The organism is Blastococcus sp. SYSU DS0510 (assembly GCF_054050835.1).
In genome coordinates this window covers 81,256-102,649 of sequence record NZ_JBJHAC010000018.1, presented here as the reverse complement: position 1 = coordinate 102,649, position 21,394 = coordinate 81,256, and the positions used below count along the sequence as shown (strand labels likewise).

Annotated in this window: 20 protein-coding genes, 1 tRNA gene, 3 pseudogenes and 1 riboswitch; of the genes and pseudogenes, 12 read left to right on the top strand and 12 right to left on the bottom strand. The window is 73.9% G+C overall.

All coding sequences use genetic code 11. The features are described 5' to 3' along the window. Positions 1-142 precede the first annotated feature (142 nt). Positions 143-1,113: pseudogene (locus ACI79P_RS15440) on the top strand (IS3 family transposase); the annotation flags it as partial. 103 nt (positions 1,114-1,216) lie between these two features. After that, entirely contained in the window at positions 1,217-2,209 is a 993-nt protein-coding gene (locus ACI79P_RS15435; protein ID WP_456581929.1) for an IS481 family transposase, read from the top strand. A gap of 168 nt (positions 2,210-2,377) precedes the next feature. Here the strand turns inward: ACI79P_RS15435 and ACI79P_RS15430 are convergent, their stop codons facing one another. From ACI79P_RS15430 to ACI79P_RS15415, 4 genes are all read right to left on the bottom strand, one after another. Continuing rightward, a complete protein-coding gene (locus ACI79P_RS15430) occupies positions 2,378-3,310 on the bottom strand; it encodes an AAA family ATPase (RefSeq protein ID WP_456581928.1) in 933 nt (310 codons plus the stop codon). Positions 3,311-3,443: 133 nt separating this feature from the next. Then, entirely contained in the window at positions 3,444-4,382 is a 939-nt protein-coding gene (locus ACI79P_RS15425; protein ID WP_456581927.1) for a bifunctional DNA primase/polymerase, read from the bottom strand. A gap of 217 nt (positions 4,383-4,599) precedes the next feature. Beyond that, positions 4,600-4,824 (bottom strand): hypothetical protein, encoded by a 225-nt coding sequence (locus ACI79P_RS15420; RefSeq protein WP_456581926.1) that lies wholly within the window; start codon positions 4,822-4,824, stop codon positions 4,600-4,602. Next, entirely contained in the window at positions 4,821-5,006 is a 186-nt protein-coding gene (locus tag ACI79P_RS15415; RefSeq protein WP_456581925.1) for a helix-turn-helix domain-containing protein, read from the bottom strand. Before ACI79P_RS15415 ends, ACI79P_RS15420 begins: the two co-directional genes overlap by 4 nt. On the opposite strand from ACI79P_RS15415, the pseudogene ACI79P_RS15410 reads away from it, so the two are divergent. From ACI79P_RS15410 to ACI79P_RS15400, 3 genes and pseudogenes are all read left to right on the top strand, one after another. After that, positions 4,946-5,410 (top strand): annotated as a pseudogene (locus ACI79P_RS15410) (helix-turn-helix transcriptional regulator); the annotation flags it as partial. The gene ACI79P_RS15415 and the pseudogene ACI79P_RS15410 sit on opposite strands and share 61 nt — an antisense overlap. A 343-nt stretch (positions 5,411-5,753) precedes the next feature. Next, entirely contained in the window at positions 5,754-6,767 is a 1,014-nt protein-coding gene (locus tag ACI79P_RS15405; RefSeq protein ID WP_456581924.1) for a tyrosine-type recombinase/integrase, read from the top strand. Then, positions 6,653-6,961 (top strand): annotated as a pseudogene (locus ACI79P_RS15400) (hypothetical protein); the annotation flags it as partial. The gene ACI79P_RS15405 and the pseudogene ACI79P_RS15400, both read left to right, overlap by 115 nt. 219 nt (positions 6,962-7,180) lie before the next feature. On the opposite strand, the gene ACI79P_RS15395 reads toward ACI79P_RS15400, so the two are convergent. Further along, positions 7,181-7,254 (bottom strand) — tRNA-Ile (locus ACI79P_RS15395). 169 nt (positions 7,255-7,423) lie between these two features. Continuing rightward, positions 7,424-7,555: riboswitch (cyclic di-AMP (ydaO/yuaA leader) on the top strand. Positions 7,556-7,588: 33 nt separating this feature from the next. Here ACI79P_RS15395 and ACI79P_RS15390 point away from each other — a divergent pair. The 3 genes from ACI79P_RS15390 to ACI79P_RS15380 all read left to right on the top strand — a co-directional run bounded on the left by ACI79P_RS15390 (position 7,589) and on the right by ACI79P_RS15380 (position 10,624). After that, a complete protein-coding gene (locus ACI79P_RS15390) occupies positions 7,589-8,797 on the top strand; it encodes a peptidoglycan DD-metalloendopeptidase family protein (protein WP_456581932.1) in 1,209 nt (402 codons plus the stop codon). Between the two features lie 35 nt (positions 8,798-8,832). Further along, on the top strand, positions 8,833-9,501 hold the full coding sequence (locus ACI79P_RS15385) for a TVP38/TMEM64 family protein (protein WP_456581923.1): 669 nt from the start codon (positions 8,833-8,835) through the stop codon (positions 9,499-9,501). Between the two features lie 130 nt (positions 9,502-9,631). After that, positions 9,632-10,624 (top strand): IS481 family transposase, encoded by a 993-nt coding sequence (locus ACI79P_RS15380; protein WP_456581922.1) that lies wholly within the window; start codon positions 9,632-9,634, stop codon positions 10,622-10,624. Here the strand turns inward: ACI79P_RS15380 and ACI79P_RS15375 are convergent. Next, on the bottom strand, positions 10,621-11,514 hold the full coding sequence (locus ACI79P_RS15375) for a maleylpyruvate isomerase N-terminal domain-containing protein (protein WP_456581921.1): 894 nt from the start codon (positions 11,512-11,514) through the stop codon (positions 10,621-10,623). The genes ACI79P_RS15380 and ACI79P_RS15375 overlap by 4 nt on opposite strands. Positions 11,515-11,639: 125 nt before the next feature. Here ACI79P_RS15375 and ACI79P_RS15370 point away from each other — a divergent pair, with 125 nt between their 5' ends. Together ACI79P_RS15370 and ACI79P_RS15365 are read left to right on the top strand one after the other, a co-directional pair. Continuing rightward, positions 11,640-12,080, top strand: coding sequence for a diguanylate cyclase domain-containing protein (locus ACI79P_RS15370; RefSeq protein WP_456581920.1), 441 nt, complete (start codon positions 11,640-11,642; stop codon positions 12,078-12,080). 171 nt (positions 12,081-12,251) lie between these two features. Next, positions 12,252-12,752 carry a DUF3145 domain-containing protein gene (locus tag ACI79P_RS15365; RefSeq protein WP_091934603.1) on the top strand — a complete coding sequence of 167 codons (501 nt, stop codon included), beginning with the start codon at positions 12,252-12,254 and terminating at the stop codon, positions 12,750-12,752. Between the two features lie 109 nt (positions 12,753-12,861). Here ACI79P_RS15365 and ACI79P_RS15360 read toward each other — a convergent pair whose 3' ends face one another. The 6 genes from ACI79P_RS15360 to ACI79P_RS15335 form a co-directional block, all read right to left on the bottom strand. After that, positions 12,862-14,274, bottom strand: a complete 1,413-nt coding sequence (locus ACI79P_RS15360; RefSeq protein ID WP_456581919.1) for an acyl-CoA carboxylase subunit beta — start codon at positions 14,272-14,274, stop codon at positions 12,862-12,864. A 76-nt stretch (positions 14,275-14,350) separates the two neighbouring features. Further along, on the bottom strand, positions 14,351-15,592 hold the full coding sequence (locus tag ACI79P_RS15355; RefSeq protein WP_456581918.1) for a beta-ketoacyl-[acyl-carrier-protein] synthase family protein: 1,242 nt from the start codon (positions 15,590-15,592) through the stop codon (positions 14,351-14,353). An 88-nt stretch (positions 15,593-15,680) separates the two neighbouring features. Next, the gene (locus tag ACI79P_RS15350) at positions 15,681-15,923 is read right to left on the bottom strand and encodes an acyl carrier protein (protein ID WP_091934614.1); all 243 of its coding nucleotides are present in this window, start codon (positions 15,921-15,923) and stop codon (positions 15,681-15,683) included. 113 nt (positions 15,924-16,036) lie between these two features. After that, on the bottom strand, positions 16,037-17,005 hold the full coding sequence (locus ACI79P_RS15345) for a beta-ketoacyl-ACP synthase III (protein WP_456581917.1): 969 nt from the start codon (positions 17,003-17,005) through the stop codon (positions 16,037-16,039). Further along, positions 17,002-18,204 (bottom strand): acyltransferase domain-containing protein, encoded by a 1,203-nt coding sequence (locus ACI79P_RS15340; protein WP_456581916.1) that lies wholly within the window; start codon positions 18,202-18,204, stop codon positions 17,002-17,004. The genes ACI79P_RS15345 and ACI79P_RS15340 overlap by 4 nt, the downstream gene beginning before the upstream one ends. Positions 18,205-18,360: 156 nt before the next feature. After that, positions 18,361-19,539 (bottom strand): PucR family transcriptional regulator, encoded by a 1,179-nt coding sequence (locus ACI79P_RS15335; protein ID WP_456581915.1) that lies wholly within the window; start codon positions 19,537-19,539, stop codon positions 18,361-18,363. A gap of 44 nt (positions 19,540-19,583) precedes the next feature. On the opposite strand from ACI79P_RS15335, the gene ACI79P_RS15330 reads away from it, so the two are divergent. Together ACI79P_RS15330 and ACI79P_RS15325 are read left to right on the top strand one after the other, a co-directional pair. After that, complete coding sequence (locus tag ACI79P_RS15330; RefSeq protein WP_456581914.1) at positions 19,584-20,174, top strand: pirin family protein; 591 nt, start codon at positions 19,584-19,586, stop codon at positions 20,172-20,174. Positions 20,175-20,185: 11 nt separating this feature from the next. Next, a complete protein-coding gene (locus ACI79P_RS15325; protein ID WP_456581913.1) occupies positions 20,186-21,388 on the top strand; it encodes a M20 metallopeptidase family protein in 1,203 nt (400 codons plus the stop codon). The last annotated feature ends 6 nt before the right edge of the window (positions 21,389-21,394 follow it).

Genomic DNA, 21,394 nt, shown 5'->3' with positions numbered 1-21,394 from the left:
AGCGGTCATCGCGTTGTTCTCCTGGAGTGCTGTGAGAGGTTTTCCAGAAGATCACGCGGTGGCCGCCTTCACGTGCAGGGCCCGCTGCTCACCGGGGCCGCCGCACACCACCTTGGTGGACGCCACTGGTGAGCCCAAGGACGAGTCCGCGGAGCTGAGGGAGCTGCGCCGGCGCAACAAGCTGCTGGAGCAGGAGAACGAAATCCTCCGGCGGGCGACGGCCTACTTCGCCCGCGATGTCCTCCCAAAATGATGTACCCGCTGGTCCGTGAACTCGCCGCCGAGAAGATCCCCGTCGCGGTGACCTGCCGGGTGCTGGGCTTCTCCAAGCAGGCCTTCTACAAATGGTGCGCTCACCCGGTCAGCCAGCGCGACTGGGACGACGCGCACCTGATCAACGCGGCGGTCGACATCCACGCCGACGACCCGGCCTTCGGCTACCGGTTCATCGCTGACGAACTCCGCGAGCGGGGCATCACTGCAGGTGAGAACCGCGTCGCTCGGTTGTGCTCCCAGCAGCGGATCTGGTCGGTGTTCGCCAAGAAGCGCGGGCTGAACCGCAAGGCTGGCCCGCCGGTGCACGACGACCTGGTCGACCGGAAGTTCACCGCCACCGCGCCCAACGTCACCTGGCTGACCGACATCACCGAGCACAACACCGCCGAGGGCAAGCTCTACCTCTGCGCGATCAAGGACGTCTACTCGGGGCGGATCGTCGGCTACTCCATCGACTCGCGGATGAAGGCCTCCCTGGCGGTGGCGGCGCTGCGCAACGCCATCATCCGGCGCAGCCCGGTCGGCACGACGGTGCACTCCGACCGCGGCAGCCAGTTCCGGTCGAACGCCTTTGTCCGCACCATCAGGAACAACGGGCTGGTCGGCTCGATGGGCCGGGTCGGCGCGTGCGGTGACAACGCGGCGATGGAGTCATTTTTCGCACTGCTACAGAAGAACGTGCTCGACCGGCAGCGGTGGGCGACTCGAGAAGAACTACGGCTGGCGATCATCACCTGGATCGAACGGACCTACCACCGCCGGCGCCGGCAACGCCGTCTCGGACGGCTCACCCCAGTCGAGTACGAGACACTCAACCTCGCCGCTACCGCGGCCTGACCAACCACACCCGACGAGTCAACTGAACTCGGGGCAGTCCCAGGACCTCCGGACGTGGAGTGGAGCTGCTGAAGGCACCCACCACACGAACCCGGAGGTCCTCGTGGCCCACGCTAACGCCGCCCTGACCCCTCGACACCGTCTGAAGCTCGCCCGCGCCGTGGTCGAGGACGGCTGGACGATCAGCTACGCCGCGGCGGTGTTCAACGTCGCCTGGCCCACGGCGAAGAAATGGGCCGAGCGCTATCGGACCGGCGGACCGGCGGCGATGGAAGACCGCAGCTACCGCCCGCACTCCTGCCCGCGGCGCACCCCGCGGCCGATCGTGCGCAAGATCGTGCACCTGCGCTGGAAGAAGCGACTGGGCACGGTGCAGATCTCCGACCGACTCGGCCTGGCCGCCTCCACCGTGCACGCGGTGCTGGTCCGCTGCCGGATCAACCGGCTATCCCACGTCGGCCGCGCCACCGGGGAACCGATCCGCCGCTACGAACACGACCACCCCGGATCGCTGCTGCACGTCGACGTGAAGAAGCTGGGCAACATCCCCGACGGCGGCGGCCACCGCTACGTCGGCCGCGCCCAGGGCGACAAGAACCGGGCCGCCACCGCCGGCAAGCCGCGCAACAGGCACCACGGCCCGCTGCTGGGCACGGCCTTCGTGCACACCGTGATCGACGACCACAGCCGGGTCGCCTACGCCGAGATCCACGACGACGAGACCGCCGCCACCGCCATCGGCGTGCTGCGCCCCGCGGTGGCCTGGTTCGCCGCCCGCGGTGTCACCGTCCAGCGGGTGCTGTCCGACAACGGCTCGGCCTACCGCTCCCACGCCTGGCGCGACGCCTGCCTCGAGCTCGGGATCACGCCCAAGCGGACCCGCCCGTACCGTCCACAGACCAACGGCAAGATCGAACGCTTTCACCGCACCATGGCCGACGGCTGGGCCTTCGGGCGCATGTTCCTCAGCGAGTCAGCCCGCCGGAAGGCCCTGCCCGCCTGGCTGCACGAGTACAACCATCACCGGCCCCACACCGCGATCGGCAAGCACTCCCCGATCACCCGCTTGAACAACCTTGCTGGGCAGTACATCTAGAGGGGGCGAAACGTGATCGCTCTAGGCGGTTGATCGGCGTGATCGGTGTCGTGTTCGCTGTGACCTGGAGCTTTCCGTGGGGGCGTGATCGGTTGTTCACGGCGTGATCGTCCAGTCGGCGTTCGAGGCCGTGATCCGTGCGTGATTGGTTCGGGCCGGGGCGATCGGTCATGACGCATCGGCGATAGGGACGAGGCTGGTGTTGTGCCAGGTGGTGGCAGCACCGCCGTCGGCGCCACCGCGGTGGCCCTCGTGCTCGATCAGGTGGCCGCCGCGAGCGAGGGCGTCGAGGCGGCGGCGGGCCTTCTCGATCTGGTTGCGGTCGGGCTTGTCGCTCTCGAAGAGGGCCTGGGCAGCGCCCCTGGCGGTGATGCCACCGGGGCTGTGTCGGGCGAGCGCGAGCAGGTCTGCGCCGCCCCAGATGGCGCTGGTGCCGGCGGCGTGATCATGGATGACGCGGAGTGGGCCCACGTCATCGGCGGGCTGCTTGAGGTGGCGGAGGTCGACGATGGGGTCGCCGGCGGCGCCCCAGAGCAGCAGAACGGACCCGGCGCCGGCGGTGAACCAGGCGGAGCCGTATACGTCGGCGAGGGTGTCGGGCTTGCCACCGTTGGCGCCGCGCTTCACCTGGTGGTGCAGCTCGAGGACCTCGATGCAGGCGGCGATGACGGCTTGTCGGGCCCGGTTGTAGCCGGCGGCGACGGCATCGTCGGTGAGGCCGATGGCGGCGTCCTTGAGTGAGTCGACGACAACGGTGTCGGCGTCAGCGGCCTGGGCGAGCTCGAGGAGCGTGGTGGGGTGTTGGGCCAGGTCCGCGGGCGGGGGGCCGGTCCAGATGACAAGCCGGTCGTCGAGGCGGCGCCGATCAGTGTCGCAGAACAGGCGGTGCAGGCCGCGGGCGATCTGCTGGGGGCGGTCCATGGCCAGGTACAGCAGCCGCCGGTGGCCGGCCTCGACCGACCAGCCGAGGACGTTGTCGGCGAAGCCGAGCCGGGCGCGGACAAGTTGCCCGGCGATCGTGGTCTTCCCGACGCCCGGAGGGCCGACGAGCATGAGAGCTTCGCCCCGGGCCCACAGGACTTGATCGCCGTCGCCCCACACGGCCGGAACGGTGTCGGGGGCGTCGAGGATCAGGAGCCACCGGACTTAAAACCGGCGGCGAAGTCGGGTGCCGCGGCGGCAACCCCTGAGCCGCGTGCGGGGGCCGGCATGGGGAGGTCAGCGAGGGAGAGGCTCATGCTGCGGCCCCGGTCCGTAGCGCGCGGGCTGCCGCGGACAGGTCCCCGCCGTGCTGGAGCACGGCGTAGGCGCGGAAGCGGGTCACCCCGCGCACGTTGCCGGCCTCGGTGACCGGAAACGGGGTGTTCGGTGAGTAGACGAACAGGCAGTCGTGGCGGACGGTCGCCGACACGGGGCCAGTGGCGATGGGGTGTTGCCAGCGGGCGCCGTCAGCATCCGGATCGGCGGAGAGGCAGCGCCAGCCGTGCGGGGAGAGGATGTCCGCCCACGAGGCGCTGGCAGAGTAGCGGTCGGCGATCGAGCCTCCGAGCGCGGACAGGGCCTGCCCCGGCGCCACGGACCGCAGCTTCTGCGGCGCGGCGGGGGCCTGGGCACTGATCAGCTCGACCAGCCAGCCGGGGGCGGCTGCGAAGGGCTCGTTGACCCACCGGTAGGGCTGCCCCGTGGCCGGGTGCAGCGACGGCGGCATGACCATGTAGCCCGCCGACGTCTTGATGTCCAGGCCCGGCCCCAACCTGCTCGAGGTGAGCCGGCCGCCCGGGTGCCGGAAGTACAGGTGCCGTCCGCCGTCGCCACGCCCGGACATCGCGGTGCGGGTGTTCGGCAGCCGCCCGTGCGCGGCGGTGAGCTGGTCGAGGGAGTCGCCGCCGCCGTTGCGGGGGTCGACGTCGAGGACAAACAGCTGCTCGGGCACGCGGGCGCCGATGTTCGCGCCGGAACACTCGTGCGTCCACCAGCGGATGACCTGGTCGACGTTGGTCGTGGCGTCGAGGACACCGTGGCCCCCGCGGATCGCCGGGACCTTGCCGCGCAGAGGGAACACTGCCCACCCGTTAACGGCGAGCTCGACGGCGTACTCGCCGAGGTCTCTGGCGGTGAGGATCTCGGCACCGGGCAGCAGCCGCAACGCCGCAGCGGTCACGAGCAGGCTCATCGCGGCCTCCGCGGGCGCTGGCCCCCCGTCAGCGGTCTGATTCGAGGCGACGCCAGACCGCAGCTCCGCGGAGGCGTGCAGCCGCGCGACAGGAACTGGTGGGGGAGTAGCCGCAGCAGTGCCACCTGCCCAGCGAAGACGGGTGGCTCGGCGGCGATTCGATCTTCAGAGAGGCCGGTTCCGGATGCCCCCCGGCGCGGCCTCATCTCTGTTCGGATCATGCGGCGTCCGGTTCCAGCTCGATGCCGAGGAACCGGCAGAGTGCGGCGACGGGCACGACGACGCGGTTGCCGACGCGGACGGCCGGAAAGCCGAGCTCGCCGCGGCGGAACAGCTCGTAGGCCTTGGTCCTCTTCGCGCCGTACGCGATCTCACAGGCGGTGACCAGGTCGGTGCGGACGCCGAGCGCGCGCACCTGGGCGGGGCTCCATGCGCGGGTCACAGCTCGACCGCCGCGCCTCGGTCCTCCTCAAGCCACTCCTCGATCGCGCTGGGCCGGTACCTGACGTGCCGCCCCACGCGGAGGTACTCGGGGCCGCGTCCGACGGCCCGCCAGTGCCTCAATGTTGCCTGCGACACCTCGAGGATCTCGCTGGCGTCCCCAGGCCCAAGTAGGGCTTCCACTCGGCTACGACTCTTTCGTGGAGCTCGTGAAGGCCGAGGCCCACGGGGATGACCGACACCTCGCCGGCTTGAGGATGGCCGGCTTCGACTCCATCGAGGATCTTGTCGCTGCAGCCGAGGAGGACGCCCGTGAGCAGGCGTTGTCCTCGCCGACGTGGACCGACCTGGAGCAGGCTCTGACGGCCCTGGGATCTGAGGAGAACATCGCCCGACGGATCAAGTCGCTCCGTCAGCGGGCAGGGTTGTCGCAGGAGCAGCTCGCGAAGCGGCTCGAGCGTCTCGGCGTGCAAATGCCCCAGTCGTCGATCTCCAAGATCGAGGTCCCGGTTGAGGCTGGTAAGGGCAAGCGGCGCGATATCACGGTCGATGAGGCGCTGGCCCTGGCGAAGGCGCTGGGTGTGACGTTCTCCGAGCTGGTCCTGCCGCTGGATGCCATCGCGGACCTGCAGCTACACCGACTCCTGGCCGATGGTTCCCGCCTCTGGCAGGTCCGACAGGGGGCCCAACAGGACTACGACTACGCGGTGGGCCAGCTGGCAGAGGCGGCGGCCGAGCGTCCGGGCTGGCGCCAACGCGTGGAGGACGAATTGCAACGACTGGAGCGCATGAAGACCGGCGTCGACGAACAGGGGCAGCGGCAGCCAGGCGTCCCGCTCCTGAGCCCGTCGGACATCGCGCTCAAGTGGTTCCTCGAGGACGTCATCCAGCGAGCGGACGAGGGGCGACCCGACCCTCAGGAGGGCGTCCGTGAAGGGGTCAACGTTCAAGCGGTGCGGCTGCCGGGACGAGAACCGCCGCCAGTACGGCTCTCGCTGCCCGAAGCTCGGCCGGAAGGGCCACGGCGCCTGGTGGGGCCGGTACGACGCCCCACGCGCCGCGGACGGTCGCCGCCGGCAGGAGAAGCTGGGCCCGTACGACACCAAGGCGGAGGCCGACGCGGCACTGGCCGAGGCGGTGCAGGCGATCACTCGCGGCACGTACCTGCGCCCGGAGAAGGACCTGACCGTCGGCCGCTACCTCGACGAATGGCTGGCCGGGAAGACGACGCTGCGGGCATCCACGCGGCACGGCTACGCCCAGCACCTCAACCTCTACCTGAGGCCGGGACTCGGCCACCTGCGCCTGTCCGACCTGCGCGACGTCGACCTCGAGGCCCTGTACGCGGCCATGAGGCAGATCGGCCGCCCGCTGGACGGCCGCCCGTCGCCGCTGCTGCGCCGGCTGCTGGAGGCGCGCACCGACACCCCGGCCGCCAGCCGGCCGCTGTCGGACGCCACGATCCGCCGAGTGCACGCCACCGCCATGTCGGCGCTCGGCACCGCGGTGAAGCGCCGGAAGATCTCGGTGAACCCGGGGGAGTACGTCGAGCTGCCGTCGGGTCGTGCCGATCGGGCCCTGGTGTGGACGGAGCACCGGGTGGAGGCCTGGCGGCGCACCGGGAAGCGCCCGGCCGCGGCCATGGTCTGGACCCCGGAGCAGGCTGGCGCGTTCCTGGACTTCGCCGCGGACGACGAGCAGTACGCCCGTGGCACCTCATCGCCTTCCGCGGGATGCGCCGCTCCGAGGCGCTGGGCCTGCCGTAGTCGGACGTCGACCTCGACCGCGGCATCGTCACCATCCGGGAAGCCCGGGTCCAGGTTGGCCGGGACGTCGTCGCCGGCGACACCAAGACCGACACCAGCGCCCGCACCGTCAGCCTGGACGCCGGCACCGCCGAGGTGCTGCGCGCTCACCGGCGCCGGCAGGCGGAGCTGCGTCTGATGCTCGGCTCCGCGTGGGTCGACACCGGCCTGGTCTTCACCAAGGCCGACGGGGCCGCCCTGGTGCCCGACAGCGCCTCCCAGCGGTTCGACCGCCTCGTCATCCGGGCCGGCCTGCCCCCGGTGCGGCTGCACGACCTGCGCCACCTGGCGGCCAGTCTGACCTACCGGGCGACGAAGGACCTGAAGCTCACCAGTCAGATGCTCGGGCACTCGTCGACGTCGATCACCGAGCAGGTCTACACGTCGGTGTTCGAAGACGTTGAGCGCGAGGCAGCGGAGTCCGCCGCGGCGCTGGTCCCGCGTGCCCAGCGGGCGCCCACCGACGCCGCTGTGCCTACCTCGTGCCCACCCGCGGGCCGCGTGGGCGCCAGCGGCCCCGCCCGCCAGGGCGAAACCGCAGGCCAGGACCGGTGGGGCGGGTGGGGCTCGAACCCACGACCCAGGGATTATGAGTCCCATGCTCTGACCGGCTGAGCTACCGCCCCGGACCTAGCAGCCTGCCAGACGCCGGTACGTCATCCGCGTCGCGACTCGGGACCCGAGTGGCGGACCGAGATGGTTCGTTATGTGCCTGTGACATATCCAGGTTTAGCTTGTACCGTCTCTCGCGGCCCACCCGATCCCGCTCCCGAACCCGGGGGCTCGGGCGGGCCCCGCCGAACTCTGCGGTCTGACCGCCGCGGGGACCGGGGACCCATGTTCTCTGGGGTGAATCCGGCCTGCGCCTCCACGGGCAGGCTGGTAGGGCACGTTCCGGCCCGAACCCGTCAGCTGACCTGGTAGGCGGACCGAGGAACGGAGATCGTCGCCTTGGCGACCATGCACTACCTGCGCCGCAGCCTGCGGCGACCACGCCGCGCCGCCGGCCGGGCGACCATCGCCCTCACCGCGCTGCTGGCCCTGTCCCTGATCGGGACGCAGTCCTCGTCGGCGGCCCCGAGTGGAGCGCAGAGCGAGCACGACCGCGTCGCCGCCGAGGTCGCGACGATCGAGCAGCGCGTCCGCGAGGCCGAGGAGCGCCTGCAGCAGATGACGTTGCAGGCCGAGGAGGCCAGCGGCGCCGTGCTCACCGCCCAGGCCGAGCTCGACCGCGCCAGGCAGCACGCCGACGCGATCGCCGCCGAGCTCGCCGCCGTCCGGGAGGCCGTCGGCCGCACCCAGGACGACGTCGCCACCCTGGGCCGGGAGGCCTACATGGGCAGCGACGAGGCGTTCACCGAGCTCGAGATGGTCCTGCACGCCGAGGGCCCGGGTGAGCTGCTGCAGCAGGCCGCGACGCTGGATCTGCTCGGCGAGGACCGCGCCCGGGTCCTGGAGGAGCTGCGGATCGCCGAGGCGCGCGAGGCGCGGCTCGACCAGGAGGCCAAGGCCGCCGTCGCCGAGCGCGACGCCGCCGCCCGCACGGCGCAGGAGGCCCAGGCGGAGGCCGACCGTCTGCTCGCCGCGGCTCAGTCCGAGTTCGACGCCTTGACCGCGGAGAAGGCCAGCCTGGACCAGCAGCTGCGGGACGCGGAGATCCGGCTGCTCGAGGTCAAGGGCGCCGAGGACGCCGCTCGCGCGTACGACGCCGCGCAGGCGGCGGAGCAGGCCGCGGTCATGACGGTGGCGGCCGCGCCGGGTGGCAGCGGTGCCGCGCTCACCCAGGGCCGGGTCACCTCCTGCTACGGGGCACGCTGGGGCACGATGCACCTCGGCGTGGACATCGCCGCGCCGATCGGGACCCCGATCTACACGCCCGAGCCCGGCGTGGTGCTGCAGGCCGGGCCGGCCAGCGGCTTCGGGCTCGCCGTCGCGATCCAGCACCACGACGGGGTCATCACCGTCTACGGGCACGTGAACCAGTTCTTCGTGTCACCGGGGCAGGTCGTCAGCGGCGGGCAGCAGATCGCCGAGGTCGGCAACCGCGGCCAGTCCACCGGTCCGCACCTGCACTTCGAGGTGCACCGCGGCGGCCTCTACGCCGACCGGACGAACCCCGTCCCGTGGCTGGCGCAGCGCGGCATCTCCCTGGGCGGCAGCTGCAGCTGACCGGTCCGGCGCGCCCCGTGCGGCAGGATCGGGGCGTGCGGACGGCGGTGGATCGGACCTGGCTGCGGGCAGCCGTCCTCGGCGTCCTGCTGGTCGGCGGTGCGACAGCGGCGCTGACCCTGGACCTGCCGTCGGCGGACCACCTGCGGGCGGCCGTGGCCGGCGCCGGCGTCGGCGGCTGGCCGGTGCTGGTGGGCGCCGTGGCGCTCGTGCTGCTGGCGCCGGTGCCGCGGTCGGTGGTCTCGGCCCTGCTCGGCGCGGTCTTCGGGCTGGCGGCGGGGCTGGCCGTGGCGTTCGCCGGCGGGTTGCTCGCCGCCGTCCTGGCGTTCGGGCTCGCCCGTGGGCTGGGGCGCCCGGCCGTCGCCCGGCTGGCCGGGCCGCGCCTGGACCGGCTGGTCGCGGGGCGCTCGTTCGCCGCGGTGCTGGTCATCCGGCTGGTGCCGGTCGTGCCCTTCGTCGGCATCAACTACGGGGCCGGCCTGGCGGGTGTGCAGCTGGTGCCCTTCGTGGCCGCCACGGCCGTGGGGCTGGTCCCGAGCACGGTGCTGCAGGTCGGCGTCGGCGCCTCGGCCGGCGTGCTCCTGGCCCACCTGGGCGCCTCCGTCGTCGTCCCGGGCACCGTCTGCGCCCTCGTCGCGCTCGCTGCCGGCACCGCCTGGTGGTGCCGGAGCCGGACGACGCGGCTCGCGCGCGGCAACGCCTAGCTGTGCTGACCAGAGACGTTGGTCGAGGACGTGTGACCACGGGATCTGACTGAGGGTCTTGTGGAGGGAGGACCTCCGGACGTGGAGTGGAGCTGCTGAAGGCACCCACCACACGAACCCGGAGGTCCTCGTGGCCCACGCTAACGCCGCCCTGACCCCTCGACACCGTCTGAAGCTCGCCCGCGCCGTGGTCGAGGACGGCTGGACGATCAGCTACGCCGCGGCGGTGTTCAACGTCGCCTGGCCCACGGCGAAGAAATGGGCCGAGCGCTATCGGACCGGCGGACCGGCGGCGATGGAAGACCGCAGCTACCGCCCGCACTCCTGCCCGCGGCGCACCCCGCGGCCGATCGTGCGCAAGATCGTGCACCTGCGCTGGAAGAAGCGACTGGGCACGGTGCAGATCTCCGACCGACTCGGCCTGGCCGCCTCCACCGTGCACGCGGTGCTGGTCCGCTGCCGGATCAACCGGCTATCCCACGTCGGCCGCGCCACCGGGGAACCGATCCGCCGCTACGAACACGACCACCCCGGATCGCTGCTGCACGTCGACGTGAAGAAGCTGGGCAACATCCCCGACGGCGGCGGCCACCGCTACGTCGGCCGCGCCCAGGGCGACAAGAACCGGGCCGCCACCGCCGGCAAGCCGCGCAACAGGCACCACGGCCCGCTGCTGGGCACGGCCTTCGTGCACACCGTGATCGACGACCACAGCCGGGTCGCCTACGCCGAGATCCACGACGACGAGACCGCCGCCACCGCCATCGGCGTGCTGCGCCCCGCGGTGGCCTGGTTCGCCGCCCGCGGTGTCACCGTCCAGCGGGTGCTGTCCGACAACGGCTCGGCCTACCGCTCCCACGCCTGGCGCGACGCCTGCCTCGAGCTCGGGATCACGCCCAAGCGGACCCGCCCGTACCGTCCACAGACCAACGGCAAGATCGAACGCTTTCACCGCACCATGGCCGACGGCTGGGCCTTCGGGCGCATGTTCCTCAGCGAGTCAGCCCGCCGGAAGGCCCTGCCCGCCTGGCTGCACGAGTACAACCATCACCGGCCCCACACCGCGATCGGCAAGCACTCCCCGATCACCCGCTTGAACAACCTTGCTGGGCAGTACACCTAGCCCCGGCCGAACAGCCGCCCGAGCACGCCGCCGGCGCCACCGACGGTGCGGGCGGCCAGCTGCAGGATCGGTCCGCCCGGGATGCCCGGCACCTGCTGCACGATCGGCGCCAGCTGCAGCAGGCCCGGCACGTCGTGCACCTTCAGCCTGCGGCGGGCCGCCGCCGGGACGGGGTTGACCCGCCCGGACGCGGCATCGAGCAGGAGGGCGGCGGCGGCCTCGACGGCCGGCCCCTCGACGACCCCGGCCGGCACCCGGCGCACCTCCCACCCGCCGCCCGCCGAGGTGAACCCCCAGCCGCCGTCGGGCGTGACCAAGCTGACCCGCCCGGAGATGCCGGTCGAGGCCGCGAGGGCGCCGGTGACGTCCGTCAGCGCGGCCAGCCCCGACTGCAGCACCGAGGTGGGCGGCGGCTCCGCGCCGCAGGAGACCAGGTCCAGCCCGTGGACGGCGAGCTCGTACGCCTGGCCGAGGACGACGCTGAGCAGCGGCAGCCGGCCGACGACGGAGACCGCGGGCGCGGTGTCGAGCTCCACGGGCTCCTCGGCCAGGTACCGGGCGGTCGCCTCGCGGTTGCGGCGCACCGCGGCCAGCACCTCCTCCCGCGAGGTGCCGCGGTGGGCTGTGGTCACCCGCGCGTTCACCGCGTCCGGGTTCGGCGGCGTCCCGGTCGCGCCGGCCCGCGCCGAGGCGACGAGGTTGCGCAGGGCGGCGTGGTCGTCCCAGCAGCCCAGGTGCACGCAGATCTCGTGCGCCCGCCACCCCGGCAGGCGTGAGGAGCGGTCGAGGTCCACCGACTCCGCCTGGGCCAGGAAGACGTCCCACGCCTCCAGCACCATGCCGGCGACGACGTCCCGACCGGCCTCGGCCATGCCCTGGTGCGCGCCCACGGCGCAGGCCCTACCCGCACGTCGCGCGGTGCAGGCATCGCCGATCGTGGCGCCGGTCACGCGCACAGGGATGACGGCGCCAGGCACCGCCGGCGGGCTCGGGAGAACTCTCGGGGTCGGCGGCTGTGGCGGAGCCGGCGCGCGGGCTCCCCGCGCCGGCGGCCTACCGGGAGGGCCACGCGGCCGGCGACGTCCCGCTCTCCGCGGTGGCGACGGCGCTCGCCGGCGCCGTGCGCGAGACCGACACCGTCGCCCGGCTGGGCGGCGACGAGCCCGCCGTGCTGGACGCTGACCCTCGTCCGTCCACACGGTGTCTCCCAGTCGCCACGGAGAGTCAACGATGGCCCGACCGGATCTGCTGGTCGCACGCCGCGAACGCGGCGCCCGCGTCCCACCGAGCAACTACGTTCAGTGATCGGAAGGTCGATCTCCTGGGCCGGGAGAAGAGGGTGGCCGACCGGCGCGGCGCCCGCCGAGCGCGTGGACCTGTGAATACGCTGACATGGCTGGACGTGCTCGGTCGCAGATGGTATTGGCCGCTGACCAGCAACAAGGCGCCGATCTGATGCAGCGATGCCACGTGCGCCCCAGGAGTCACAGCCGGGCTGGCGCGATGGGGCCTCCATCGTGCAGACTTGTCGCGGGAGCCCTGCTCCGCCACTGCCGATAACGGCGCGTCACCGAATCGATGGGTCCGTAGGGGAAGACGAGACCGATCGAGTCGATGGAGGTGCCCGGTGCAGCGACGGTCAACCCAGGGTGTCGTCTTCGTGCACTCGTGCCCGAAGGCGCTCTGCCAGCACGTCGAGTGGGCGCTGGAACGCGTCGTCGGCGCGCCGGTCTCCCTGTCGTGGGCTGAGCAGCCTGCGGCGCACGGTGCATACCGTGCCGAAGTGGCGTGGACGGGTTCGCCCGGTACCGGCGCCAAGCTCGTGGCTGCGCTGCGCGCGTGGCCGATGCTGCGCTTCGAGGTCACCGAGGAAGCCAGCCACGGCAACGACGGCGAGCGCATGTCCTACGTGCCGGGCCACGGGGTCTTCCGCGCGCCCACCAGCGCGAACGGCGACCTCATCGTCACCGAGCAGCAGCTGCGGCACCTGGCGGCCACGGCGACCTCCATCGAGGCCTTCCGGCACGGGGTGGACGAGTTGCTGGGCGCGGCCTGGGACGCCGACCTGGAGGTCTACCGGCACGCCGGCGACGGCAGCCCGGTGACCTGGCTCCACCAGGTGGTCTGAAGGTCACGATCGGGGCACGACACTCCCGGCCTGGTCGGGGAGTCGTCGTAGCCTGGAGCGGGCCGTCCGGGCGCCGTCGGGGAAGCGGCGCCGGGACGGCCTTTCCACGTCAGAGCGGGATGTTGCCGTGGGCCCCGCGGCCGTGCGGGGCGGCGGCGAGCGCCTCGACGAGCCGCTGCCGGGTGCGCACCGGCTCGACCACCTCGTCGACGACGCCGATCTGCAGCGCCCGGTTGACCCCACCGGCGATCCGCTCGTGCTCCTCGGCCAGCTGGGCGTGCAGCGCCTCGCGCTCGCCGGGAGGCGCCGCGGCCAGCTTCTTGCGGTGGAGGATGCCGACGGCCGCCTTGGCGCCCATGACGGCGACCTCCGCCCCGGGCCATGCGAACACCGCCGTCGCGCCCAGGGAGCGGGAGTTCATCGCGATGTAGGCGCCGCCGTAGGACTTGCGGGTCACCAGCGTGACGCGGGGGACCACCGCCTCGGCGAATGCGTGCAGCAGCTTGGCCCCCCGGCGGACGACGCCGTCCCACTCCTGCCCGACGCCGGGCAGGTAGCCCGGCACGTCGACCAGCACCACCAGCGGGACCCCGAAGGCGTCGCACATGCGCACGAACCGGGCCGCCTTCTCCGCCGACGCCGAGTCCAGGCAGCCGCCCAGGCGGAGCGGGTTGTTGGCGACCACGCCGACGGTGCGCCCGGCCAGCCGGCCCAGCGCGGTGACCACGTTGGGCGCGAACCGCGGGTGCAGCTCCAGCCCCGGCTCGTCCAGGATCGAGGAGACCAGCGGCTTCACGTCGTAGGCGCGGTTGGTCTGCTCGGGCAGCAGCGCGCCCAGGTCGGTGCCCGTCTGGTCCGCGGCCGGGGCGAAGCTGCCCTGCGCGGCCAGCAGGTCGACGGCCAGCCGTGCCGTCTCCAGCGCGGCGGGCTCGGAGTCGGTGACCACGTGCACGACGCCGCTCCGCCGCCCGTGGGTGTCGGGGCCGCCCAGGCTCTCCATGTCGACGTTCTCGCCGGTGACCGACCGCACCACCTCGGGCCCGGTCACGAACACCCGGCCGGCCGGCCCCATGATCACCAGGTCGGTGAGCGCCGGCCCGTAGGCGGCCCCACCGGCGGCCGGGCCGAGCACCACCGAGATCTGCGGGATGCGGCCCGACGCCCGGACCATCGCCGCGAACACCTCGCCGACCGCGTGCAGGGCGGTCACGCCCTCGGCCAGGCGCGCCCCGCCGGAGTGCCAGATACCGATGACCGGCACCCGCTCCCGCAGGGCGGCATCGATCGCGTCGACGATGTGCCGGCAGCCGTCGATGCCCATCGCCCCGCCCATCACCGTGGCGTCGGTGCAGAAGGCGATGGCGGGGCTGCCCTGCACCGTGCCGCGGCCCGCCAGCACCCCGGAGGTGTCGTGGGTGCCGAGCAGGAGCAGGGAGCCCTCGTCGAAGAACCGCCGCAGCCGGTCCTCCGGGTCGCGGGGGTCGGGCGCGGTCACGGCGGGCGCTGCCTGGACTGTCGTCACGGGTACCTCCGGGTCATGTGGCCCCGTCCGGAGGCTCGCCCGGAGCCTGCGAAGGGTGAGGGGACGGGGTCCTTCGTCAGGCGGTGGTGAAGACCAGCGCGATGTTGTGACCGCCGAAGCCGAACGAGTCGTTGACCGCCGCGGTCAGCTGGGCCTTGCGCGGCTCACGGCGCACGATGTCCAGGGCCTGGACGGCGGCGTCGTCGTCGGGGTCGTCGAGGTTCGCCGTCGCCGGGACCACCTGCTCGCGCAGCGCGAGGATGGTGAACACCGCCTCCAGCGCGCCGGCGGCGCCCAGCAGGTGGCCGGTCTGGCTCTTGGTGGCGCTGACCAGCACGTGCTCGCCCAGCGACGAGTGGATGGCGGCGGCCTCGGCGGTGTCGCCGACCGGGGTGGAGGTCGCGTGGGCGTTGACGTGCCCGATGTCGGTGGGGGAGAGGCCGGCGTCGCGCAGCGCGGCGGTGATCGCCCGGCCGGCGCCCTCGCCCTCGGGGTGGGGGGCGACGAGGTCGTAGCCGTCGGCGGTGGCGCCGGCGCCGGCGAGCCGGGCGTGCACCCGGGCGCCGCGGGCGGCGGCGGAGTCGGCCCGCTCCAGGACCAGGGCGGCCGCGCCCTCGCCGAGCACGAAGCCGTCACGGCCCTTGTCGAACGGCCGGGAGGCGCGCTCCGGCTCGTCGTTGCGGGTGGACATCGCGCGCATCGCGGCGAACCCGGCCATGGGGAGCGGGTGGACGCAGGCCTCGGCGCCGCCGACGAGGACGATGTCCGCGCGGTCGAAGCGCAGCAGGTCCAGGCCCCAGCGGATGGCCTCCGCGCCGGAGGCGCAGGCGCTCACGGGGGCGTGCACCCCGCCCTTGGCGCCGATGGCCAGGCCGACCGCCGCCGCCGGGCCGTTGGGCATCAGCATCGGGATGGTGAAGGGCGAGACCCGCTTGGGGCCCTTCTGCTCGAGCACGTCGTCCTGCCCGAGCAGCGTCAGCGCGCCGCCGATGCCGGTGCCGAAGACCACGGCGATCCGCTCCGGGGCGACCCCGGAGTCCGCCGCGCCGGACTCCGCCCACGCCTGCTCGGCGGCGATGACCGCCACCTGCTGGCTCCGGTCGAGGCGGCGGGCGCGGACGCGGTCGATCTGCTCAGCGGGGTCGATCGCGAGGCGGGCGACCAGCTGGGCCGGGAACTCCTGCACCCACTCCTCGGTGATCCGGCTGATGCCCGAGCGGCCGGCGAGCAGGGCGTCCCAGGTGCCGGTCACGTCCCCGCCGAGGGGCGTGGTGGCCCCGAGGCCGGTGACGACGACGTCGGTGGTGGACGGGCTCATGGGATGTCTCCTCGTACGGGTGCTCGCGGCGAGGCCCCCTGCAGGGCCCCGCCGCGAGCGTGCGAGTGGTGGGGGGCAGGGGGTCCTTCTACTGGTTGCTCTCGATGAAGCTGATGGCGTCGCCGACGGTCTTGATGTTGGCGAGCTGGTCGTCGGGGATGGCGACGCCGAACTTGTCCTCGACGGCGGTGGCGATCTCGACCATCGACAGGGAGTCGACGTCGAGGTCCTCGGTGAAGGACTTCTCCGGGGTGGCGTCGGCAGGGGTCACACCGGCCACCTCCTCGAGGATCTCGGCGAGTCCGGCCTGGATCTCCTGGGTGCTTGCCAACGCGGGGTCCTCTCTCTCGGATGGGACGGCGACCCCGGGGCGGGGCGCCGTCGACGTCCGGGACGGGTGTCCCGGGGATCTGGGGGGAGCGGTCGGGCTCCCGGCCGCTGAGCTCACGGCAGGACGACGACCTGACCGGCGAAGGTCAGACCGGCTCCGTACCCTAGGAGCAGGGCCAGATCACCGCTCTTCGCCTCGCCGCTCTCCATGAGCGCCGCCAACGCCAGCGGCACGGAGGCCGACGAGGTGTTGCCCGAGCGCACGATGTCGCGGGCGATGACGGTCCGCTCGGGGAGCTTGAGCCGCTTGGCCATCAGCTCGATGATCCGCAGGTTGGCCTGGTGCGGCGCGAAGACGTCGATGTCCTCGGGCCCGACGCCGGCTCGGCGCATCGCCTCGACGAGGGTGTCGGTGAGCTTCGTCGTCGCCCAGCGGTAGACGGCCTGGCCGGCCATGCTCATGCCGGTCTCGTCCGGAGGGATGGCGATCGCCTCGTGCAGGTCGCCGTCACTGCCCCACACCGCCGGGCCGATGGCCGGCTCGTCGGACGCGGTGACCACCGCGGCGCCTGCGCCGTCGGCGAAGATGACCGCCGTCGCCCGGTCCTCGAGGTTGGTGTAGTCGGTCAGCCGCTCCCCACCGATGACCAGGGCGTTGCGCGCGGTGCCGCTGCGGATGGCGTCGGCCGCGGCGCTGAGCGCGTAGCACCACCCGGCGCAGCCGGCGTTGACGTCGAAGGCACCCGGGCGGGGGACGCCCAGCTGGTGGGCGATCCGCGGCGCGAGGCCCGGGATGGCCTTGGGCGGGCTGGTGGTCGCGAGCAGCACCAGGTCGATGTCGCCGGCGTCGAACCCGCTGGCGGCTAGGGCCTTGCCGCCCGCCGCGACCGACATCTCCACCAGCGTCTCGTCGGGCTCGGCCCACCGGCGCTCCGCGATGCCGACCCGCGCCTGGATCCACTCGTCGTTGGTGTCCATGCGCTGGGCGAGGTCGTCGTTGGTCACCCGCTGCCGCGGGCGGTAGCTCCCGAACCCCACGATCCGGGCGCCCGCGGCGCCCTGGGGCAGCTTCAGCCTGGTCACGCGGTCACCTCCGGGTAGAGCCGGGCGATCGGGTCGCCGGCGTCGACGAGATCCCCGTCGTGCACCAGCCACTCGGCGAGCACGCCGTCGTAGCCGGCGGAGACGTTGACCTCCTCCCGCCGGCCGCGGATGCAGCCGAGCGGGGTGCCCGCGGGGAGGTGGGTGCCCTCCGCGATCTCGGCGGGGCTCACGGTCCCGCGGGCCGGGGCGACGACCATGCGCCAGTCGGGCAGGTGCTCGGCCTCGGCCCGGCCGCGCTCGGCCGCGATCAGCTCCCGGGCGCGGTCGAGGTCGGCCGGCGAGCCGACGGCCAGCACCTCGATGCCGGCGCCCTTCCACTCGCGCTTGGCGAGCCCGGCGAGGGCCCCCGCCGGCGGCAGCTCCAGGACGGCGGTGACCCCGAGTTCGCGCATCGTGGCCAGGCAGGAGTCGAAGCGCACCGGGCTCGTCACCTGGCTGACCAGGCGGGCCAGCACCTCGGCGCCGGAGTCGACGGCGGCGCCGTCGGCGTTGGAGAGCAGCAGCCGGCTCGGGTCGGCCGGGCGGAGGCCGCCGACCAGCCCTTCGAGCTCCTCCCGCGCCGGGGCCATGTACGCGGTGTGGAAGGCGCCCGCCACCGGGAGGGGCATGATGCGCGCCTTGGCCGGCGGCTCCGCCTTCAGCGCGGCCAGCCCGTCGACGGTGCCGGCGGCGACGACCTGCCCGGCGCCGTTCATGTTGGCCGGGGTCAGGCCGTGCCGCTCGAGGGCGGCCAGGACCTCGTCGGGGTCGCCGCCCAGGACGGCGGACATGCCGGTGGGCGTCTGCGCGCACGCCGCGGCCATGGCCCGGCCGCGGACGGCGGTCAGCGCGATCGCCGCCTCGACGCTCAGCACGCCGGCGAGCGCAGCGGCGGTGAGCTCGCCGACGCTGTGCCCGGCGATGACGACGTCGCGGCCGGTGTGCGGGGTGTGCGACACCGGGCCGGGCAGCCCGCCCAGCTCGCGGGCGACGAACAGGCTCATCGCGACGACGAGCGGCTGGGTGACCGCGGTGTCCTTGATCGCCTCGGCGTCCCCGGTCGTGCCGAGGGACAGCAGGTCGGCACCGGCGATGGCACCGGCCCAGCGGAAGAACGGTTCGGCGCCGGGGAGGTCGAGCCAGTCGGTCAGCATCCCGGGCTTCTGGGCACCCTGACCCGGGGCGAGGACGGCGAGCACCTCTCCACCGTGCCAGTGATCACCGCTTCCCCGCGCGGCGAGGGGGGCAAAAGCCCACGGCCGTTCTTTGTGGGAACCCTCCAACACACGCGGCAATACGGCGGGTCGGAGGGCCGGCCTGTGGTGGGAACCGGACGTGCGGGCCCGGTGTCGCGCTCAGTGCCAGAGGGAGCGGTCGCGGTCCAGGGCGGCGAGCGCGAGGGCCACCTGGAGCGTCCAGCTGCCCCGCGGGTCGGTCGCCGAGAGCCCGGTCAGCTCGGCCGCGCGGCGCAGCCGGTACCGCACGGTGTTGGGGTGGACGAAGATCGCCCGCGCGCTCGCCTCCAGGTTGCCGCCGGTGCTCAGCACGGCCCGGACCGTCTCCAGCACCCCGCCACCCGCGGCGCGCAGCGGCGCGGCCACGTGGTCGTGCAGCGCCGTCCGGGCCAGCGGGTCGCCGGCGAGCGCGCGCTCGGCGAGCAGGGCGTCGGCCGCCACCGGGCGCGGCGCCTCCGGCCACGCGCCCGCCGCCCGGAGCCCCGCGAGCGCCGCCGCGGCGGAGACGGCGGCGCGCCCCAGGCCGTCCACGACCGGGCCGGTGACCACGGGCCCGTCGCCGCACTCGTCGGCGACCCGATCGGCCGCCGCGTCGAGGTCGCCGGTGCCGCCCAGGACGACCACCAGCTGGTCGGCGTGCACCCCGACCAGCACGTCGCAGTGCAGGCTGCGGGCGGCCCGGCGCACGGCCCCGTGCGGGTCCTCGCCTCCGGTCGGCGTCGCCCCGACCACGACGAGCGCCGGGGTGCCCGCGGCCCAGCCGAGCGCCGCGGCCCGCCCGGAGAGCTCCTCCGAACGCTCGCCCCGCACCAGCGCGTCGACGACGAGAGCCTCCAGCCGCGCGTCCCAGGCGCCCCGGCTCTCGGCGAAGCTCGCGTAGACGTGCGCGGTGGCGAAGGCGACCTCGCGGCTGAACTGCAGCACGGCCAGCCGCAGCGTCTCCTCGTCCCCGGGCTCGGCGACGGAGGTGACCCGTTCCTCCATCACCTCCACGGTGACCTTGATCAGGTCGACCGTCTGCTTCAGGGCCACCGCCCGGACCAGCTCGCGGGGCGCGGCGCCGAACACCTCGCCGGTGAGCCGCGGCGGCCGGCCGGGGCTGCGGCACCACTCGACGAGGGAGGCGATCCCGGCCTGGGCCACGAGGGTGACCCACGAGCGCTGGTCGGCCGGCATGGCTCGGAACCAGGGCAGGTCCTCGTCCATCCGGGCGACGGCCTGCGTGGCCAACGACCCCGACGCCCGCTCCAGCCGCCGGAGCGTCGCGTCGCTCGGCGGGTGGTTGCTCACCCGGCTCACCGGGTCAGCGTGTCACGCCCGTCGAGATCGGGGAGAGTGAGGCCGTGGACGTTCCCCCGGTCGGTGCCCCCCGGGGCGGTGGGGACGGCGGGCCGGCCGCCCCCGACTCCCGCGTGGTGCTCGCCCCCGACGACGGCTCGCTGGGCCCGCTGCTGCGGATCGCCGACGACCGGCTCGGACCCGGGCAGGGCTACGGCCGGCACGAGCACCGCGCCGTCGACGTCGTCGCCGTCGTCCTGGCCGGGGCGCTGCACCACCGGTGGGGCGCCGGGGTCACCGTCACCGCCGGCGACGTCGCGGTGCTCCGCGCCGGTGACGGGCTGGCCCACGACGAGGTGGCCGGCGCGCAGGGGGCCCGGGTGCTGCAGTGCTACCTGCGCAGCGCCGCTCCCGCGGAGCCCGCCGCGCACGCGGTGCACCGGTCGGCCGCGGGCGCGGTCGACCTGGGCCGGGGGGACGCGCGGTTGTGGGTCGGCCGAGCGGTGCCGGGGGAGGAGCTCGCGGTGCCGCCGGGGCTCGTGCTCGTCGCGGGCGAAGAGGTGGCGCGCTGGGACGGCGGTCCGGTGCGGGTGGCCCAGCCCGCGGCGGTCGTCGTCTGGCAGGTCGACGCCGCCCGGCCGGCGTGGGCCGTGTGAGAGTGGGGGGCATGCCGAGTCCCTCCGACCTGCTCGCCGCGGCGTACTCCGACGCCGACCGCACGATCGAGCTGCGCCGGCAGCTGCACCGGCACCCGGAGATCGGGCTGCACCTGCCCCGGACGCAGGCGGCGGTGCTGGAGGCGTTCGCCGAGCTGCCGCTGGAGGTGACCACCGGCACCACGACCAGCTCGGTGGTCGGCGTGCTGCGCGGCGCCCGCCCGGGGCCGACCTTCCTGCTGCGCGGCGACATGGACGCCCTGCCGGTGCACGAGGACAGCGCCCTGCCGTTCGCCTCCGAGGTGCCCGGCGTCATGCACGCCTGCGGCCACGACACCCACGTCGCGATGCTGGTCGGCGCGGCGCGGGTGCTCTCGGCCCACCGGGACGAGCTGGCCGGCCAGGTCGTCTTCATGGCGCAGCCGGGGGAGGAGGGGTTCCACGGCGCGCGCTACATGCTGGACGAGGGCCTGCTCGAGGTCGTCCCCGAGGCCCCGGTGAGCGGCGCGTTCGCGCTGCACGTCTCCTCGACCCTGCCCAGCGGGACGGTGAACCTCCGGCCCGGCCCGGTGATGGCGGCGGCCGACCAGTGGCGCATGACGCTCCGCGGGCGCGGCGGGCACGCCTCCGAGCCGCACGCGGCGGCCGACCCGATCCCCGTGGCGGCCGAGATCGTGCTGGCCCTGCAGTCGATGGTCACCCGCCGCGTCGACGTCTTCGACCCGGCGGTCGTGACCGTCGCCCACATCGAGGCGGGCTCCACGAACAACGTCATCCCCGACACCGCCTACCTGGAGGGGACGATCCGGACCCTCTCGGCCGAGCGGCGGGCCGACGTCGTCGCCTCGGTGCAGCGGGTCGCCACGCACGTGGCCGCCGCGCACGAGCTGGAGCTGCACTGGGAGCACGCCGAGGGCTACCCGGTGACGATGAACGACCCGGGCATGGCCGCCCGCGTGCTGACGACGGCGGCCGAGCTGTTCGGCCGGGAGGCCGCGGTGCTGATGCCCGCCCCGCTGATGGGCGCCGAGGACTTCTCCTACGTGCTGCAGCGGGTGCCCGGCGTGATGGCGTGGCTCGGCGCCCGCCCGCACGGCGTGGACCCCGCCACGGCCCCGCCCAACCACTCCAACCTGGTCGTGTTCGACGAGGAGCCGCTGCCGGCCGGCGTCGCCCTCTACGCGCAGATGGCGTTCCAGGCCCTGTCCGGCTGAGGGGCC

What these genes read in the sequence shown, in the direction of transcription:
- ACI79P_RS15355 (WP_456581918.1), bottom strand. Translation starts at nt 15,592, where the DNA reads ATGAGCCCGTCCACCACCGACGTCGTCGTCACCGGCCTCGGGGCCACC.
- ACI79P_RS15390 (WP_456581932.1), top strand. Translation starts at nt 7,589, where the DNA reads ATGCACTACCTGCGCCGCAGCCTGCGGCGACCACGCCGCGCCGCCGGC.
- ACI79P_RS15325 (WP_456581913.1), top strand. Translation starts at nt 20,186, where the DNA reads ATGCCGAGTCCCTCCGACCTGCTCGCCGCGGCGTACTCCGACGCCGAC.
- ACI79P_RS15425 (WP_456581927.1), bottom strand. Translation starts at nt 4,382, where the DNA reads ATGAGCCTGCTCGTGACCGCTGCGGCGTTGCGGCTGCTGCCCGGTGCC.